Genomic DNA, 17053 nt, shown 5'->3' with positions numbered 1-17053 from the left:
TTTCTCTTCTTTAATAAAGTCAGCGTGCTTGGTTGCTGATCACCTCGTCCATCACACGGTCGTTGTCGTCGACGGGCACCTGCTCCACGCGCTGGAAGTCGAAACACACGCCGATCTTGTAAGCCTGCGGCACTTGCGCCAGAAAGCGGTCGTAGTATCCGCGCCCGCGTCCGAGGCGGTGTCCTTCACTGTCGAAGCTCATGCCGGGCACGATGATCAGCTCGATGCTGTCGAGGTTGCGGTAAGGCCTGCCGACGGGCTCGAGCAGATGGTATATGCCTTCGGCGAGGTCGCCGGGGCCCGTATATTGTCGTGGCTCGATATGCTCCTTGTCGACGCATTTGGGCAGGATCACGGTCTTGCCCTCCTTGAGCAGCGTGTCGACGAGACGACGCGTGTCCACCTCATCGTCCAGGGCGTAGTAGAGCATCACCACGTGCGCAGCTTGCAAGCGTGGGTGTTGCAGCAGCCTTTGCTCAATCTCTTTTGACCAAGCCTCGCGCTGTTCTGTTGGGTATTGTTGTTTCCGCTGCCGGATGACACGTCTGAGTTGTTGCTTTATGGTATGAAGGTCGCTCATATTTCAAAGTGATTACTTAATACTGACAAAGTTAGCAATAATTTTCTAAAAGGCTATATTTAATTGGAGATTTTAACGTATCACGTCCTCGTTTCCCTCACGCCATAGATTTGTGTCCTAAGTATAAATTCACTGGAATCTTTAGCAAAAATAAAAAACTGACACGAATAGCCGCTCTCATTCCCCACTTTCTTACACGAAAGCTTGCTATACCATCCATACACTTTCTTACACGAAAACATAGTGATGCGCGACTTCCTGCCTATGCACTCCCTCTCGGTATTGCTTTGGTCGGCAAGCCTCTCCTTATGTTATTTCCTTACAAAATCACCACCATGTGAACTTGCAATCCAGAGAGACCGAAAGCGAAAAAAACAGGATGAATGCCACAAAACCATAGGGCTGACTGACCAAACAACCGAGATGACCCGACGAAACAACCGAGATGACCCGACCAAACAACCGAGATGACCCGACCAAACAACCGAGATGACAGCATCAAAAGCCCTGTTTTGCATCATTTTCTATAAGAAATCACGATTCCAACAACCCATTTCCTATCTTCAAAAGCAACAAAAGCAACGTATGTAATTAACCATCAGCGCATTACAAAAACACCGCCATTTTTCGCGAAAATCGGCCCGACATAGCGTCTGGCCCAGAAAATCGCCGCCACGAGCCCGCAAAAATGTCAGTTTATCCAACAAAGCGAGAAAGTAATTCTTTTCATACCCACACGGAGACACTGAGCGCGCAAAGACGGCTACGCTGTGAAGAGAGCAGAGAGCACGATGAGCATCGCCCTGACATACCTCTCGCAAAGACACAAAAAGGACACAAAGAACGATTGTTGTGTGTCCATTCTATACTGATCTTTTGGACAAACCATGAGAAAAACTTATCTTTGCAATGTAATTATGTCATGAATTTGCAACCATGAAAGACGCGATGATGAAAAAACTACAGAGCATGGCTGTCGCCATGACCGCCGTGCTGTGGCTCTGCGCTGTCGCCGTGACGGCGCAAAACACTGCCTTCCCCTACCCTGCTGTCCCCGACACACTGCGGCAGCCACAGGCCAGGGCCGACTATCTGCTGCTGCACTACTGGGACAACGTCGACTTTGCCGACACCACACTCCTCGACTCGCAGGACTACGGCGAGCAGGGCTTCGTCGACTACATCGATCTACTGGGACGCTTCGGCAAGAACGTGGGACCACAGAGCGCAAAGATCTTCATCGCCAAGGCGTGGAGCTATGCACCGGCACGACGGCGCTTTGACAGCCTCATCGACCAATACCTCGACGACAACGCCTCGCCGCTGCGCAACGACCGCATCTACTGCCTGCTGCTCAACGCCATCGTCAACGACTGCCATACCGACTCCACCGAGCGCAGCCGCTATCGCTTCCGGGCACGACTGGCCGCGGCTAACCTCCCCGGAGACACGGCGAGCGACTTTGCCTTCACCGCCGACGACGGCAGCCGGCACAGCATTCGCGAATACAGCAACCAAAGGGTGTGCCTCTTCTTCTATGACCCCGACTGCGAAAACTGCCACACGGTGTGGACGTGGATGCAGGCCCACCCCCTGCCCGCCGACGTCAGGATCCTGCGCGTCAAGGTCAATGACAGACTCACCATGCAATACGCCATCAAAGCCACACCGGCTATCTATCTCCTCGACAAAGACAATATCGTCACTCTCAAAGACTGCACACCCGAACAACTCGTCAAACAGTTCAAATAACATTAAAAAGATATCATACCCTTGGCGGTCTCAGACGAAATGCTTATTTTTGTCGCTGATAAAATGATTGTTCATTCTTTGATCGTTAGTACCATGAAAACAGAAAGAGAGAAACGGGCCACGCGCGTGACACTCTACGGTGCGGCCATCAACATCATACTGGTCATCTTCAAGCTCATTGCCGGCGTCGTCGGACAGTCTGCCGCCATGATTGCCGACGGCATACACTCGCTCAGCGACCTGCTCACCGACGCGGTGGTGATCATCTTCATGAAACTCAGCTCACGGCCACAAGACGAAGACCATGACTACGGCCACGGCAAATACGAGACGCTCGCCACAGCCATCATCGGCATGGCGCTCTTCGTCGTTGGCCTCGGCATCTGCTATGGTGGCGTGGTGAAGATTTGGGCAGCCCTGCAAGGCCAGCAGTTGGGACAGCCGGGATGGATCGCGCTCGCCGCAGCCCTCCTCAGCATCGCGCTCAAAGAGTGGTGCTTCCAGTTCACCGTGCGCACTGGGCGTGCCATACAAAGCGAGACGGTAGTGGCCAATGCCTGGCACCACCGCAGCGACGCCCTGTCGTCAGTGGGCACCGCCATCGGCATCGGCGGCGCCATCGCGCTGGGACCGTCGTGGGCTGTCCTCGACCCTATCGCCGCCGTGATCGTCAGCGTGCTCATCGTCATCACCGCATGGAAACTCATGGCCAACGCCTTAGGCGAACTCCTGGAGAAAAGTCTGCCCGAGGCCATGGAGAAAGACATCGAGCACTCGGTCACCGAAGACCCAAGGCTCAGCGACATCCATCATCTGCGTACGCGCCGCATCGGCAGCCATATCGCCATAGATATGCACGTGCGTATGCCCGGCAGCCTGACGCTCGTAGAAGCTCACCAGATTGTCTCCAGCGCGGAGAAGCGCCTGCGCGAGCGCTTCGGACAAGGCACGTTTATCAGTATACACATGGAACCGGTGAAAGAAAAGAGCCTCACCCCCAAACACAGCCTCACCCCCTTGCCCCTCTCCAAGGGAGAGGGGAGTGAAATGCTGGATAAACAGTAAGGGGATAGCTCGCAAAGCTATCATTAATATGATGCTGAGCTACAAGTAATAAGATATACATATATAATAATAATCAAAATCATAGCCATCAACACCACCCGTTTAACCCTGTAATCACTCCCCTCTCCTTTGGAGAGGGGCACGGGGGTGAGGCTGATATTATCATGCACACTTATATCACACGCACTAAGCGAGAGAGAAGAATATACAAAGGACTCTTCTCCCTGGCTCTCACCCTTATGCTTTTTGCTTCCTGCGGCGGCAAGAAAGACGATAATGCCAAGACGGCAACACAAGGGAAGGAAAACAACATCCCAGTGGACACGGCACTGCAGTCACGACTGAAGAAGTTCGCCGCCGCGCCCCGCTGCAAAGGACTCTTTGGCTTCTATGTCTATGACCTCACCGCCGACAAGCCCGTCTATGGCGAGGGACAAAAGGTGACCATGTCGTCGGCCTCCTGCCTGAAGCTGATCACCGGCGTGGCCGGACTGCATCTGCTCGGCACCAACTACCTCTACCCCACTTCTATCTGGACTACGGGCAGCATGAAGGGCGACACGCTGCAAGGCAATGTCATCTTCAAGGCGCAACTCGACCCGCAACTCAACGAGCCTGACCTGAAGATGTTTCCACAGGCGCTGAAGAAGAAAGGCGTCAAACGCTTCAACGGCAAACTCGTCCTCGACCTCGTGCTCCACAAGCCCGTGACGAGCGAACAGCACTGGTATCCCTGGGACCTCTCGTTCTCGCGCTATGGCATCTTGTATAAGGGCGATCAGAAAGTGCGTAAGGCCGTGATGACGGCCTTCCGTCAGGCGGGCTATCAACTGGCAGACAGTCAGGTGGTCTATGGTGGACTGCCACGACGGGCCAAGCCTCTGTTCCGCTTCGGGCGCCCGGTAGACTATGTCATCAAGAAGATGTGGAAAAACAGCAGCAACACGCAGGCCACGTCACTGCTCTATACCATTGGCTACCATCTCGACAAGCGTGGCAACCTGCCTGCCGTCGGCGTGAACTATCTCCGCGGCTTTGTCCGTGACAGTCTGGGACTGAAGGACAAGCACATCGTCATCCACGACGGCTGCGGCCTGTGCACCCACAACCATCTGTCGCCCGAAGTGCTTGTCGCCGTACTGCGCTATGGCTATCAGCGTCCTGCCATCTATAAGAAGCTGCACACATGGCTGGCCATCTCCGGCGTCGACGGCACGCTGCGCGCCGAACTCAGTGACCCGAAGCTCAGAGGCCTGATACGTGGCAAGACGGGCACGCTCTCCCATCCCTTTGGCATCAGCTCGCTGGCCGGATACTGTAAGGGAGCCGACGGCCACACGCTCGCCTTCGCCATCATGGACAACGACATGAGCGTACTCGATGCCCGCGTGCTGCAAAAGAAACTCTGTCTGGCCATGACAGGGGTGGCAAAGAAATAAAGAAGCTCTTCATCAGCCATGACTAACCCCCAAAAAGGGCGGGCTTTATGCCCGACCTAACCTAAAGCCGTGTATGCACCGCTACCTTTTTGCTCCGGTTGTTCACCGTCACGATATACACACCCTGTACCAGAGGCTGGGTGACAAACGTGTCGGACACGGCCCGGCCGCGTGTCACTGACAAACCGGAGAGTGCGCGGACGATTACCAAGTCACCGGACTCAATGCCCCTGACTTGCAGACAACCGTCGGCCACACGCACCGTCCACGACACCTCGCCCTCATCACCATGAGCCTTTGTGCCGTCGGGCCGCACGCCGCCAATCTGCAATGTCAGTCGATTGTCGGTATAGCCCTTTGAGGCTTGCAACGTATAGGACGACTGCGTGAGGTCAGTCACCTCGCCCGTGGCCTTATCCCTGAGCCACACGCTCTGTCCGTCGAAAGCCTCTGCGTCGGGCAGCGAGACGGTGAGCGCTCCGGCCTTTGCGGCACGGTAGCCCATCATCATCTCCACGCCCACCGGCGCGTTGCCAGCCAGCGAGAGCGCCACCCCGCTGTTGTCCAAGAGGTAGACCTGCGGCACACTGTCGTTAAAGCTCTGCCACTTCACGCCGTCGGAGCCAAGGCTGAAGGCAAGAGCCTTAGAGGATCTCGTGGACGAGGGAGATATAGAAGCTATAGTTTCTATAGCATCAACAGGAGCTACAGAAGCCATAGAACCGGTAACCACTTCGACAGCATCGGAGGAGCCGTCGTCGTCAGAGACGGTTACGAAGGGCTTGGCGGCCTGAATCGGTGCCTTGCTCGGCAGTAGAGGAACAGCAAAGCTCAGCTTCTCGGTGTTGCCGTCACCGATAATGGCCGTCTGGGTGAAGAAGGCGGAGCCAAAGTCGAGCGACGAACCATCTTTCCAACTCTGCGAGGTGACAAAACTGTTGCCGTCGGCAGAGACCGTATAGAACACGTGCGGCGCGCTCATGTCGCAACTCTTGCCGTCGGCAAAGTGAGCCGTGTTGTATCCGCTGACGAGCCACGGCATGCCCTTGAGGTTCCAACCCATGTTCTCCAGTTTGGTGAAATGGGCGGAGCCGTCGGTCGCCACCTTATTATATTGTGTCAGCGTCACTGTCTTGGCGTTCTCGTCCTCGGTATAGACATAGTCGCCATTCTGACTGCCGAAGCCCGTGAAGCGCACAGTGACATCCTCTGTGAGCGGCGAACCTAAGTTCAGCAGCCAACCGTCGCAGGCAGCCACCTGCGTGGTGCTCATCTGTTCCCAGCACGGCGAGTCGGAAGTATGGAAGTCATAGTCCCAGGCCGAGCGTGTCTCGCCGTTGTAGGTCTTGCCCGTGGGAATCGTGTACTTTGTCTCCGTGAGGTTGCCGTCCTTGTCGGTGGCTGTTGTCAGCGCATTGGCGTAGTCGTAGGGGAACGGCATGGACATCAGCGTATACTGCATGTCCTTGGGGAACGTGCGCTCGGCGGCGACATAGGATGCCTGCACGATGTTGACGTTGCCATAGAGCGAGGCCCCCGGCTTGAGCAACAGATAGCCCGGGCGGAAGGCATTCTCACCCGTGAAGACCTTTGTCGTCGCGTCACTGCCCAACGACAGCGACGCGTTCTTGCCGATGTACACCACGCTGCCTTCATGGGGATAGCGGTTGTTCTTAGCGTCGGCATAACGGTTCTCACCGTCGGCGATGAGCCATGTCTCGAAACAGCCCATATCGACCTTACCGCCCAACGTGCGCGGATTGCCAAGGACATCACGGTCCGAGGCCAAGTTGACATACTCCTTGAACCTCTCAGGCAGTGTGAAGTTTTCCTTGTCCGCGTTGATGGCCAGACTGCTCTCATGCAACTGATAATAATAAGGTGCATGGTCGGTGAGGTACTCCGGCAGCTTATAAGCGTTGTCCGTCGTGAGATAGGGCGCGAAGGGATTGCCCGTAGCAGCGTAGCAGTTGGTATACGCCCCACTGCCTGTAGTAATCTCATCCGCAGACGACGCCTTGTCGGCACTGTTATAGTCGATGCAGTCGATAACCTTTCCAGCGTTGCTGACCGTCTTCTGTCCCGCGACGTCGGTTGCCACGGTGCAGTTGAGCATTGTGGCGCCGCTGCTCACACTGGCGATGGGCTGACCTTCAGCCACCCTGTTGCCATAGAGCAAAGCATTGTAGAGCAATCCGTGCTGAAGGTTGACCACGGGATGACCTTTGCCTTGGTCGTCAGCGTTCACCGTGTTGCCGTCAATCATCATATTGCGGAGCACAAGGCTGTCAATCTGGTCGGTGATGTCGATGGCCGGAGCTGTGAGGTCTTTGTCGCTGCGCACCTCCACACCGTCGACGAGTGCACCGAAGCCATAGCCCGTCTTCATAGTGATGGTATTGATGCCCGCGACGCGTGTGCGGTTCGTTGTCTTTGCCGCCAAGCCCGGGCGGCTGGCCTTCACCTTATTTATATAGGCCGCAATAGAATCATTCTCAAACAAACGCGCACCATTGTTGTAGATGACCTCATGGGTATCCTTGTCTCTCACGGCTCCAGGCTCCTCGGTATAGCTCGGCGCGACGCTGCCATAGACGCTCACGCCATTGCGCAGGGTGATGGCCTCCGGCACCGTATTGTCGGCAGCGCCCTTGACGAAGACATAGGACTTGGCCTGTGCCACTACGTCAGCCTTACTATTAAAATAGGTATACACCGCTGCGGCATCCACGGCACGCTGCACCATGCCACTGCCGTAGGCATTCTCCCACGACAGACCGGTCATCTTGCCCGTCACCTTACTCGGGTTGACGAAGAGCACACGCTGCATGGCCGACGAGCACTCGTAGGCACCGCGCTCCATGCTGCCGTCGTAGAGACGCACCTTGTTGGCAAGGTCCTTGGTGTAAGCCGTGTCGGCCAACAGCGTCAGCATCTTGGCAGAATCGAGCTGCGCCGTAGTGCCGTCCTTAAGCGCAATCGTCTGCCCTAACTTCCATCCGAGCACCTTCTCGGCATATATAACATAATTGGCGCGTGTCAGCGTGCGCACACCCGGATTGATATGGTAGTCGCGCTGGCTGATGTCCTTGCCGTCACCATTGACGAAGTTCGGACCTTCCATAGCATTGTAGTTGCGGCTGTCGAGACCCACGTTGTGCAGGTGTGTGTCGTCTTCGTCGGTATTCTCAATGCCCGTGATGGCGTTATACTGCACCGAGTCTGTCGCAACATTGTTGGCCGTAAAGCCCTCGTACTGCATCTTCATGCTGTTGCTGCGGTCGTCCTGCCAGATGATGGAGTTGTAGAGCGAGGACGTGCCCGTGGCCGCGTCGCTGAGCTTGATGTGTCCGCCGTTCATGGCGAAGGTGCAATTGACGATGCTCACCGTGTCGGTGCACTCCAGCGGATTGCCCGACCCGGAGTGGAACACGCTGTTGTAGATGAGCGTGCGGCCGCCACCCTGCTCGATGCGCACGGCGGGCACCGTCGTAGCACCGTCGGCACCGTTTTGCTGGAAGACACAGTTGCGAATGGTGAGTTTCGGTACGCCCGATCCCACCAGACGGGTGGTAGTCGACTTTGCTCCCGACTCACCACCTTCCGTCTTGAACTGCTCCTTGTAATAGATGGCCGCGCCACCCGTGAGGCTCTTTGTTTCCGTGTGCCTGGCATTGGCGTAGCTGTTCACAAATGTCAGACCGTCGAAGGTGACAGGCATTGCCTGCCCTGTCGTCAGACTGGACTTCGTCACTTTGTCGACTGTCGTTTCCTGATCTTTGACACCGCCCGACAAGTTGCCCTGCGTGCCCCACTGCTCAGCGTCGGAGATGAGGAAGAGGTGAGCCACGTTATTGTCGATATAGTAGCTTTTCTTGTCCATGACAAGCTTCACGGGATAGGCTTCGGGGTCACGCAATCCAAGGATGTTAGGCGCATAGCCACCCTCAATAGTGAGACTCTTCGCCTCATAGGAGTGGCCGGAGATGATTGTTTTCTTCAAAGCCACGATAGACGTGTTCGCCCCCGTGTGGATCTGGAAGCCGACGTTATTATCATCGAGCTGGTAGATTGGCGTGAAGACACCACCCGTCCCAGCCTCGTCGGCGCCGATGATCTTCACCACCTTCGGATGGTCGTTGCGGCTGAGAAGCAGCGTCTCGATGGCACGCTGCAGGTCGCTGGTGGGCGTTTCCTGCGAAGTGCCGTCGTTCTGTCCCGTGGTCTCGTTTTGTGCCACCCAGATGACGTCGGCCTCGGAGCCGTTCTCGACATGGAGCTGCGTATGCTGGTACTCATACACGCCGATGTCGATATAGTTCTCCGTCACCGTGCCCAGCGGGTCGGGCGAGATGCGGTGCATCTGTCGTGTGCCCTCGTTGCCGTTGTCGGCATAGTTCATATATTTGTCCTCGCCCAAGGGCAGCAGCATGAGGCCATAGGAATTGTTGTAGAATTGGGCTAAGTCGACATAGATGCCATGACCGGTATAGTTGCCTTTGTCATCCGTCTTAAACGTTCCGTCGGGATTCTGGTCGAGTTCTCCCCACCCCGCGTCGGTAAGGTTGTTGACACGATAGACAAGCCAGTCGGCACTCTGCATGTAGCCGTCGTAGCCCGCCTCCTGCGAGGGCGAGATGAAGTTAGGCCCGTCCACGGCATCGTTGTCGCCATTGATGATGACGTTGTTGTTGGTTTTGTGAAACGTTTCAGTAAAGAGTTTACTATAAGTAGTATTATCATGCACATCTACCTGTCGATAGTCATTGTTATCGACGCGTACCGGCAGTCCGTGCCCCTCCTCGTAGGCCGAGAAGAAAAGTGACTCCACAGGGTTGTCGTGACTGCCATAGTTCATCAGATGCACATCGCCACCGTCTTTGGTGTCGGCCTCATTGCCCCAGAAGATGCAATTGAGGCCGAAGTGTCGCAGATTGTCTTCGGTGTTGGCTTTGGTGTTGTAGACCGACGGATAGGAGAAGGCTTTGTTCTTTACCGAGTTGCAGTTCATCAGCGTGACCGACGCATCGTCACCCGCCCAGATGACACCGCCGAATCCTTTCAGCTCATCGCCCGTCTTGCCTGCTTCCGTGGTATTGGCAGGCTTGCTCACTGCATCATTGGTCAATTCATTGGGGGTGAGTATCGTTCCCGAACCACGCTTGGCTTCGTTGTTGGCGAAGATGGTGTTCACCACTGTCAGCGCATTATCCGTGGCGATGGCGCCGCCCCCCGAGTAGGTGACAAACTCACAGTCGTGGGCATCGGCAGCATCAGGACTGAGGCTCTCGTTCTGCACAAAGGAACAACCCACGATGTCGGCCGTGCCATCAGTATAGATGGCACCACCGAGACGCGCGTTGTTGTTGACAAAGAGACAGTTAGACACCACCAAGGGGATGTTGCGCACACCCTTGTCGTTGTCGTTGTCGTTTTTAAAGGTCGACGGCTGCACAGCCTGATCGCCGCTGACAAAGATGCCGCCGCCCTTGAAGTACCAGCTGCGGTTCTTCACCGACTCCACCTCATAGTCCTTGGCCGAGCCCTGTGTGACGGTGATGCCGTCGATGATGATGGCACGGTGCATCTTGGAGGCATTGTCCTCCTCATAGCTGTCGGCAACCACCTTGATCGTGCCGGTCAAAGAGCCGTCAGAGGTGTTGAGTGTGCCGCCGGTGGTGCAGTCGGGCAGCCTGCCTACCGAGTTCGGGTCGGCGTTGCAGGTGATGACGTGATAGACGTTCTTTGTCTCGGAGTCGTCGCCCACGGCATACCCCGAGAGGATGGTCTGACTTTTCATCTCCCACGGCTCCACGAGCGAGTTCTTGTTCATGTCGTAGCGGGCACGGGTCAGACGAATGTTGTCGATGGTGGCTCCTTTGAGCGTGACACTCTGCTCAGTGCCGTCGACAGTGCCCTTAACCGTCACGTCTTCATCCCTCGATTGGCAATAGTAATGGTTCGCATTGGAAACGTCGAGTCCGCCAATGATGGTCACACCTTCGGGCACGCCGAAGGTGTTGGTGCGCACATGGCCCTGTGTGCCGTAGAGGTCGGTATAGGGATAGTAGGTGCCACCCGCAAGGAAGATGGTGAAGCGGTGGTTACGTGCCTCCTCACTGTTGTTGCGTGCATTGACGACATACCGCAGGGCATCGTCGACACGCAGGAACGGGTTGGCCACAGAAGAGCCCTGTTGCGAATAAATCTCATCGCCACTGGCCTGCAACACCTTGGCCGCCGCGGTGTTCACCGAGTTGGTGTGAACCACGAAGAGGCGGTAGAAGAGGTGCTGGACATTCTGCGTGATGTCGAAGTTGGCGTTGATGGCACGGGCACCGATGTCGACATTATAGTTGTTTTTGTCGACAAGCGTGGTACCGTCGTAGGCCTGCTGATGGGCGCTCTCTGCTGTCTTCATGCCATGCGGCACTCCGGCAATGTCGAGACTGTCGGAGCCGGGCACGAGGCGGGCAAAGTAGCGGTAGGTGTCGTAGGGCAGACCGGCACGAGCCAGCACCGACGACTTGCTAATGCCATAGTATTGATAAGGGTGGTTCGTATCTGTCTTTCCTTTGTCGGACACCCAACGCACGGCTTCGTCGGAACTGCTTCCCACACTGATGTTGTTCACGCCGGCCACACGCGTGTTGGTCACGGCGGAATAGTTGATGGGGTAGTTGTTGATGTTCTGCTCGAGATAGACATTCGTCACGCCGGAGACGTCGCCTTGGTCATTGCTCTGGTTGAGCCAGTAGACGTTGCACACCGACCGCAGGTTGGTCTGGAAGTAAAGGCCGCCGCCGCGCGTCTTGCTCTCGTTCTTTGTCACAGTGCAGAAGATGATATAGGGATAGGTGTCCTTGTTCACCTTGTCGGGTTCCTCCACGGCGATACCGCCGCCGTAGCCGTCGCTGGTGTTGTTCTGAATGACGCACCCGGCGATCATAGCCCCACTTTCGAGATAGACGGCACCGCCATAGGCCGTGGCTTTGTTGTTTTGGATGACACAATTGTTGAGATAGCCAAAACTGGGCACCACGGCGGCACCGCCCCGCTGGTTTTCGGGAAGCGTACCCGTGGCCTCTCCGTTCTCAATGAAGACGCCGTCGATGCATCCGTAGGCATAAGGGGTGATGGGCTGCTTATCGCTGTTGGTGACCCAGTCGGGATGCGAGGTGGGCACCACGTCGCTGAGCAGTTTGGCCTTCACCGTGCCGTCGGCAGTTGTCGTGGTCATCGGCCGTCCGTTCTCGTCGAAGACGCGGTCGGTAAAGGTCACCACGTGATAAGCGTTGACAGTCTGGTCACCGCTCTGGAAGACACCGGTGAGCAGCGTCCTGTTGTTGAGCGGGTCGCGCGACTTGAAGTCCTCCGACCATCCGCCCTTCATCACCACGCCGCGAGGCACTTGCAGGCTCCACATGCGCGGGTTGTCGTCTTCATTTCCCTCATAGACAGTGGTGCGCGAAGGCGCATAGCCGCCACCCGTCGAGGTACCGTCGTACTTGGCGAGCTTCACGATGACATGGGCTGTGGGATGATCGTATTTGTAGCGTCCGGCGGCGTCGAGCACCTGCTGCAACTTCGTGCCGCAGGCGGCGTTGTCAGGACTGTCGGCCGAGGCATTGCCTTTAGCATTGCCGTTCTGCGTGACGTAGTAGGTAGCCACGGGCAACTCTCTCGTCGTCGGAGCCGTGGCTGTCGTAGTCTCATAGTAGCTGAGCTTCTCCGTTGTCTCCTCCGGCTTGATCTCGCTGGCACCGTTGAATTCATAGGCACCCTTGTCGATGGAGCAGTCCTGGATGCGGGCGGCACCGGCGATGTCCTCAGTGATGCCGTAGGTGGTCTTCAGCGTCTCGCCATAATCATCCGCACCCATGTTGATACAATACTGGGCAAGAAGTGAAGCCGAGTTGATGCTATAAGGATTGTCGGTCTCTATATACCCCAACTTTCTGGTCGTAGAATTGTCAGGATAGCCACTATATTGGCTCTCGTTGAACAAATCTTGCGCCTTGCATAAGGCATAATAATTATTAATCGACTTTACAGTATAATCAGATGCCGAAGAAAGATTGTTCGTATTATAGACGCGAGTAGGATCACTCACGGTCTTATTATCACCAGAACCTGTAACGCCCTCATTTGCATAATAGGCTCGAGGCACAGAATGATAACAGTTGAACATATAACCACTCACACCAAGAGCATCTCTCCAGCTTCCTCTACATATAGTATTGTAGTTTTCACCGGTGTTGCCATAGCCGAAATTACTCCAGAAAATAGTATTATAAAATCTTGAGGCATTGGGCACCCAATTACCATGGGTGTCGGTGGCTTTTGTAGCGTCATCCCAAACAGGAGAAATAGCTCCTGTATCATAACCTTGATTATAGGCGATGGTACAATCGTAAATATCTGATTTTGTGCCGATGTAAAGAGCAGAGCCTAAGATATTAGTCCCTGGATGGTCCTTGTCACTATGGTTTTCTACTATCAACGAATTGATAAGCGTTGCACCAGTCATAAAGACACCCGCCCCACTTCCTTTTTTATCACATCTTACCATGTTGTTGCGGATGATACTATTCTCAACTGTGCAGCCTTTCATATACAATCCACCGCCACCATGATTAAAGTCTGTCGCATAAACATAGTTTTTCCTGATAAGGCAGTTTTTCATTTTTATTCCACTACCATCCAAATAGGCTCCACCTCCAAGGCCATTGGTTGTTAGTGAGCCGTTCTGTATCGTCAGTCCTTCCCACATGGTAGCCGTAGTAATGCCAGAACCGTATACGACACGATAATTATTACCTTTATTACTTTCTCCATCCAATATCGTCTGGTACTCGCTCTTGAGGTTGGAGATATCGCGTTCTCCCTCCCGCTTTCCCGGGTTACCATAAGCCTTGAAGCCACCGTAGACGTTGATGCCGGCCTTCATATTGACAGTTTTGCCTTCCTTATAGGTACCTGCCGCAATCCAAATGTCTTGCCCAGCGGATGCCGTATTAAGGGCTTTGGTGAGCGTAGCGAATGCCGTTGCCCACGTTTTTCCATCGTGATTTTCGTCGTCGCCGCCCGTGTCTTTGGTGCGCACATAATACGTCGTGCCCGTCACCGGCAGCTTGCTGTCCTCGACGGCACCCACATCGGGCGCACCGCCAAAGGTACGGGTGTTGATGCCCGTGAGGTCATAGTTATAGTTCACCGCAGCCGTGCCAGCCGCATTGACCATCGGGTTCATATCCATTGGCTCATAGTCGGGCACACCGCCATAGAGGGCCACGTCGTCCTCGTTGCGGCGGTCACCAATGGTGCGCGTGGGGTTGACAAAGCGGGGATAAGTCTTGTCGTTGTTGCGGTCGTAGCCGAAGATGGGCTTGAAGCTCTCCTTACTGAGAGAGCCTATGCCCTTCTCTTTATATAACCGGTCGATGAGGTTACTGCTGCCGCTGATATTCTCACCCGAAGACAGCGGCGCAAGCGTCGTGGCTTTCAGACCACCGCGGTCGTCGAGCCGCACGGTGGCGTTGGCGTAGACGGCGGTGTTGTAGACCTTGATGGTACCCGTGCCATCGCCAGTAGTCGTTGTCTCAAAGGGAATGCCGACATTATTGGTGATGGTGCAGTGGTCGACGGTGAGCGTAGAGTTGCCCATGACGGTGATGATGCCGCGAAGCTGTGGCGTGGTCTGCGTGGAGTCGACCGACATATTGTTGCGCACGACACAGTTCACCAACTGCACGTCGGTGATCACTTTCGTTCCGTCGGCCTTTGGATAAGCATTGACAGACAGCGCCCCACCGCCGTCGCCCGAAAAGCCGTTGGCCAGGACACAGTTGCGGATGACGATACCATCAAGATTCTTACGGTCAGCTGCATCTGCGGCCCTGTTTCCGACGATGACGGCAGCGCCACGCTGCTGCCCAAGATCCAACGTGGACGACTGGGCACCCTTCGGTGCCTTTGCGTTGCCATAGTAGAGATGGAAGCCGTCGATGACGACATTGCTCTTGTTCGATATGGAGATGCAGTGGATGGAATTGATGGCCCACTGGCCGACAACATTTGCCGAGATGCGCGAAACGTATTCATGGGGGTTGCGCATGTAGGCGCCCATTAAGAGGTTGGTGCCCGTGAGCTGCGAGGGATAACCGCCATAAAGCCGCATATTGTCGAGCGGACGGATGGCAGCACTCTGCAGGTCGGCCTCGTCGGAACCGGCCTTATAGAGGTAGGAACTCGGGCCGGCCGTGGTCAACTCGCCCTGCTTAACAAGAATCTGTGTGTTACCAGTGTACTTTTTATTTCTAACGTAATTAGCCATCGTGTAGATGGCATCACTGATATTCTGCATCGGCGCGTCCCACGAGTTACCCATCTGCACGGAAGGGTCGGTGAACGTACGGTTAGGGTCAACGAAGAGGGTCGGTATTGGCGTTGTTGACGAGCCGTCAACGGGTGCGAGCAAAACAACTTTTCCTTCCTCTATGTCGGCACGGATGGCTCCAAGAGTAGAGACGGGATAGAAGCGTTGGCGGAAGAGATCCCTGCTCACGTGGGTCTTGTAGTTGAACGACGACAGCTCACTGAGCGAGCTCACCTGGATACCCAGACCGGCAATGTAGCTCTTGGCATCGGGCTTCCAGCCCGTGGCACTCCATGCACTGTGACCGGCACCGGAGAGCGGGGTGCCCTTGCTGTCGACGAGGGGATTGGTGAAAAGTACATAGTTGGCAGCTGCAGAGGTTTTGTCGTTGTTCTCCTTGAGAATGTCATAGACATTGTTCTTCTGCGTGCCGCTCCAGTCGGTGACATCGCGGTTGGTGAGGGCGGTATAGAAAAGCTGCGGCCGCTGGATGATGGCATCGGCCGACACCTTAGAACTGTAAGAAGCATACTGCATGTCGTTGTCGGCAGCGCAGGTGTTGCCCCACAGCACGGAGTTGAAGCACTGCCCGGCACCGTTGATGAAGAGTCCACCGGAACGTCCGTAGCGCACGTTGCTGATGACGATGTCGGTACCCGGACAGTCGTTGTTGACGATGGTGCAGTGGTTCATCACGCCACCTTTATATAATAGCACACCTCCGCCCTCGGTGGTACCGGTGTTATTGGCCACCACTGCGTCGGCGATATACGGGTCGAAGTTGTTGACTTTGAACTTCGTGCCACCCCGCGGATGGCTGTCGGGCTCGTAGATGATGGCGGCACCACCGCCGATACGCCCGACGTTGTTAGTAACGAGCACACGCTTCACGGCACCGTCGTTGTCCACGCACAGTCCACCGCCGTAGCCGTCGATGATGCCGAGGCCAAGCGTCTGACAACTGTAGACGAGACTATTTTGGAGCGTGCCGCCGTTGTCCATATACACACCACCCCCGCGCCTTGAGGCCGAACAGTTGCGGATGACGCTGTTGCGGATGGTGGCATGTTTCACCATGTAGGCGCCGCCACCCATGGTGGTATGGTCACGCCGGGCGATGGTCTTTCCCGAGGCGTTGCCCTCCTGGATGACAAAACCGTCGAGACTGGCGCCATAGACGAGGCTGTCGGCATAGCCGGTCTTGTTGGCGTCGCTGATGAAGCCCTTCGTGGCAAACCATACCACATGATAAGAGTTGCCGGGGAAGCGGGTGTCGAATTGCTTCTTCGTGTCGTTCCACTTAAAGGTCGTCTCCATGCTGCTGTTGTGGTTGCCGGAGAGGACGGTGGCGTACTTGAAGTCGTAGTCCATGAGGGTGTCGGAGGCTGCCTCACCGAATGTGCGTGATACCTCTGCCTCTGACGATTGTCTGGTGCCGCGCCAGGCGGGATGAGAAGAGAGCATACGCTTGTCGGGGGTAGTCTCCGGTGTCGTAGGGTTGAAGCCACCGTAGAGATGGATGCCGTCGTAGATCTTGAACGATGTGGAGAGGATGCCCTTGGCGCCGTCACCGGTACTCTCCGAGGGCTCGTACTTTCCCCCGGCCACATACACGCTGCCGGAATGCAGGTTGTTGCGCTGCATGTAGTCGTAGAGGTCGTTGATGGCGTCCTGGACGTTGTCCTTGGCCTTGTCCCACGACAGTCCGTCGTTGGCATACTTGCCACCGTCTTTCGCCATCTTCACGTAGCGGATGGTGTCGGTCTGGGCGGAAGCAGAGAACGGCAGAAGAAAGAAGAGGAAAAGGATAAGAACCAGTCTTGAATTCTTCTCTTTCAT

Annotated in this window: 5 protein-coding genes; 3 read left to right on the top strand and 2 right to left on the bottom strand. The window is 55.6% G+C overall.

From position 1 onward, the window contains the following. Positions 1-19: 19 nt before the first annotated feature. Complete coding sequence (locus NG346_RS10350) at positions 20-580, bottom strand: 5-formyltetrahydrofolate cyclo-ligase (RefSeq protein WP_262288693.1); 561 nt, start codon at positions 578-580, stop codon at positions 20-22. 948 nt (positions 581-1528) lie between these two features. On the opposite strand from NG346_RS10350, the gene NG346_RS10345 reads away from it, so the two are divergent. The 3 genes from NG346_RS10345 to NG346_RS10335 all read left to right on the top strand — a co-directional run bounded on the left by NG346_RS10345 (position 1529) and on the right by NG346_RS10335 (position 4836). Beyond that, on the top strand, positions 1529-2332 hold the full coding sequence (locus NG346_RS10345) for a DUF5106 domain-containing protein (RefSeq protein ID WP_262279140.1): 804 nt from the start codon (positions 1529-1531) through the stop codon (positions 2330-2332). A gap of 93 nt (positions 2333-2425) precedes the next feature. Further along, positions 2426-3397: a cation diffusion facilitator family transporter gene (locus NG346_RS10340; protein WP_262279141.1), complete on the top strand. Its 972-nt coding sequence runs from the start codon at positions 2426-2428 to the stop codon at positions 3395-3397. Positions 3398-3561: 164 nt separating this feature from the next. Next, on the top strand, positions 3562-4836 hold the full coding sequence (locus tag NG346_RS10335; protein ID WP_262288692.1) for a D-alanyl-D-alanine carboxypeptidase/D-alanyl-D-alanine-endopeptidase: 1275 nt from the start codon (positions 3562-3564) through the stop codon (positions 4834-4836). Positions 4837-4897: 61 nt separating this feature from the next. On the opposite strand, the gene NG346_RS10330 is transcribed toward NG346_RS10335, so the two are convergent. Beyond that, positions 4898-17053: a DUF1565 domain-containing protein gene (locus NG346_RS10330; protein ID WP_262288691.1), complete on the bottom strand. Its 12156-nt coding sequence runs from the start codon at positions 17051-17053 to the stop codon at positions 4898-4900.

Origin of the sequence: Hallella absiana (genome assembly GCF_025457485.1) — a bacterium.
Classification (GTDB): domain Bacteria; phylum Bacteroidota; class Bacteroidia; order Bacteroidales; family Bacteroidaceae; genus Prevotella; species Prevotella absiana.
The sequence above is the reverse complement of the archived record's forward strand: the minus strand, read 5'-3'. Positions and strand labels throughout refer to the sequence as shown.

Bases quoted from the DNA above. Each gene is read 5' to 3' on its own strand.
- NG346_RS10350 (WP_262288693.1), bottom strand. From the start codon at position 580: ATGAGCGACCTTCATACCATAAAGCAACAACTCAGACGTGTCATCCGG.
- NG346_RS10345 (WP_262279140.1), top strand. From the start codon at position 1,529: ATGATGAAAAAACTACAGAGCATGGCTGTCGCCATGACCGCCGTGCTG.
- NG346_RS10340 (WP_262279141.1), top strand. From the start codon at position 2,426: ATGAAAACAGAAAGAGAGAAACGGGCCACGCGCGTGACACTCTACGGT.
- NG346_RS10335 (WP_262288692.1), top strand. From the start codon at position 3,562: ATGCACACTTATATCACACGCACTAAGCGAGAGAGAAGAATATACAAA.
- NG346_RS10330 (WP_262288691.1), bottom strand. From the start codon at position 17,053: ATGAAAGAGAAGAATTCAAGACTGGTTCTTATCCTTTTCCTCTTCTTT.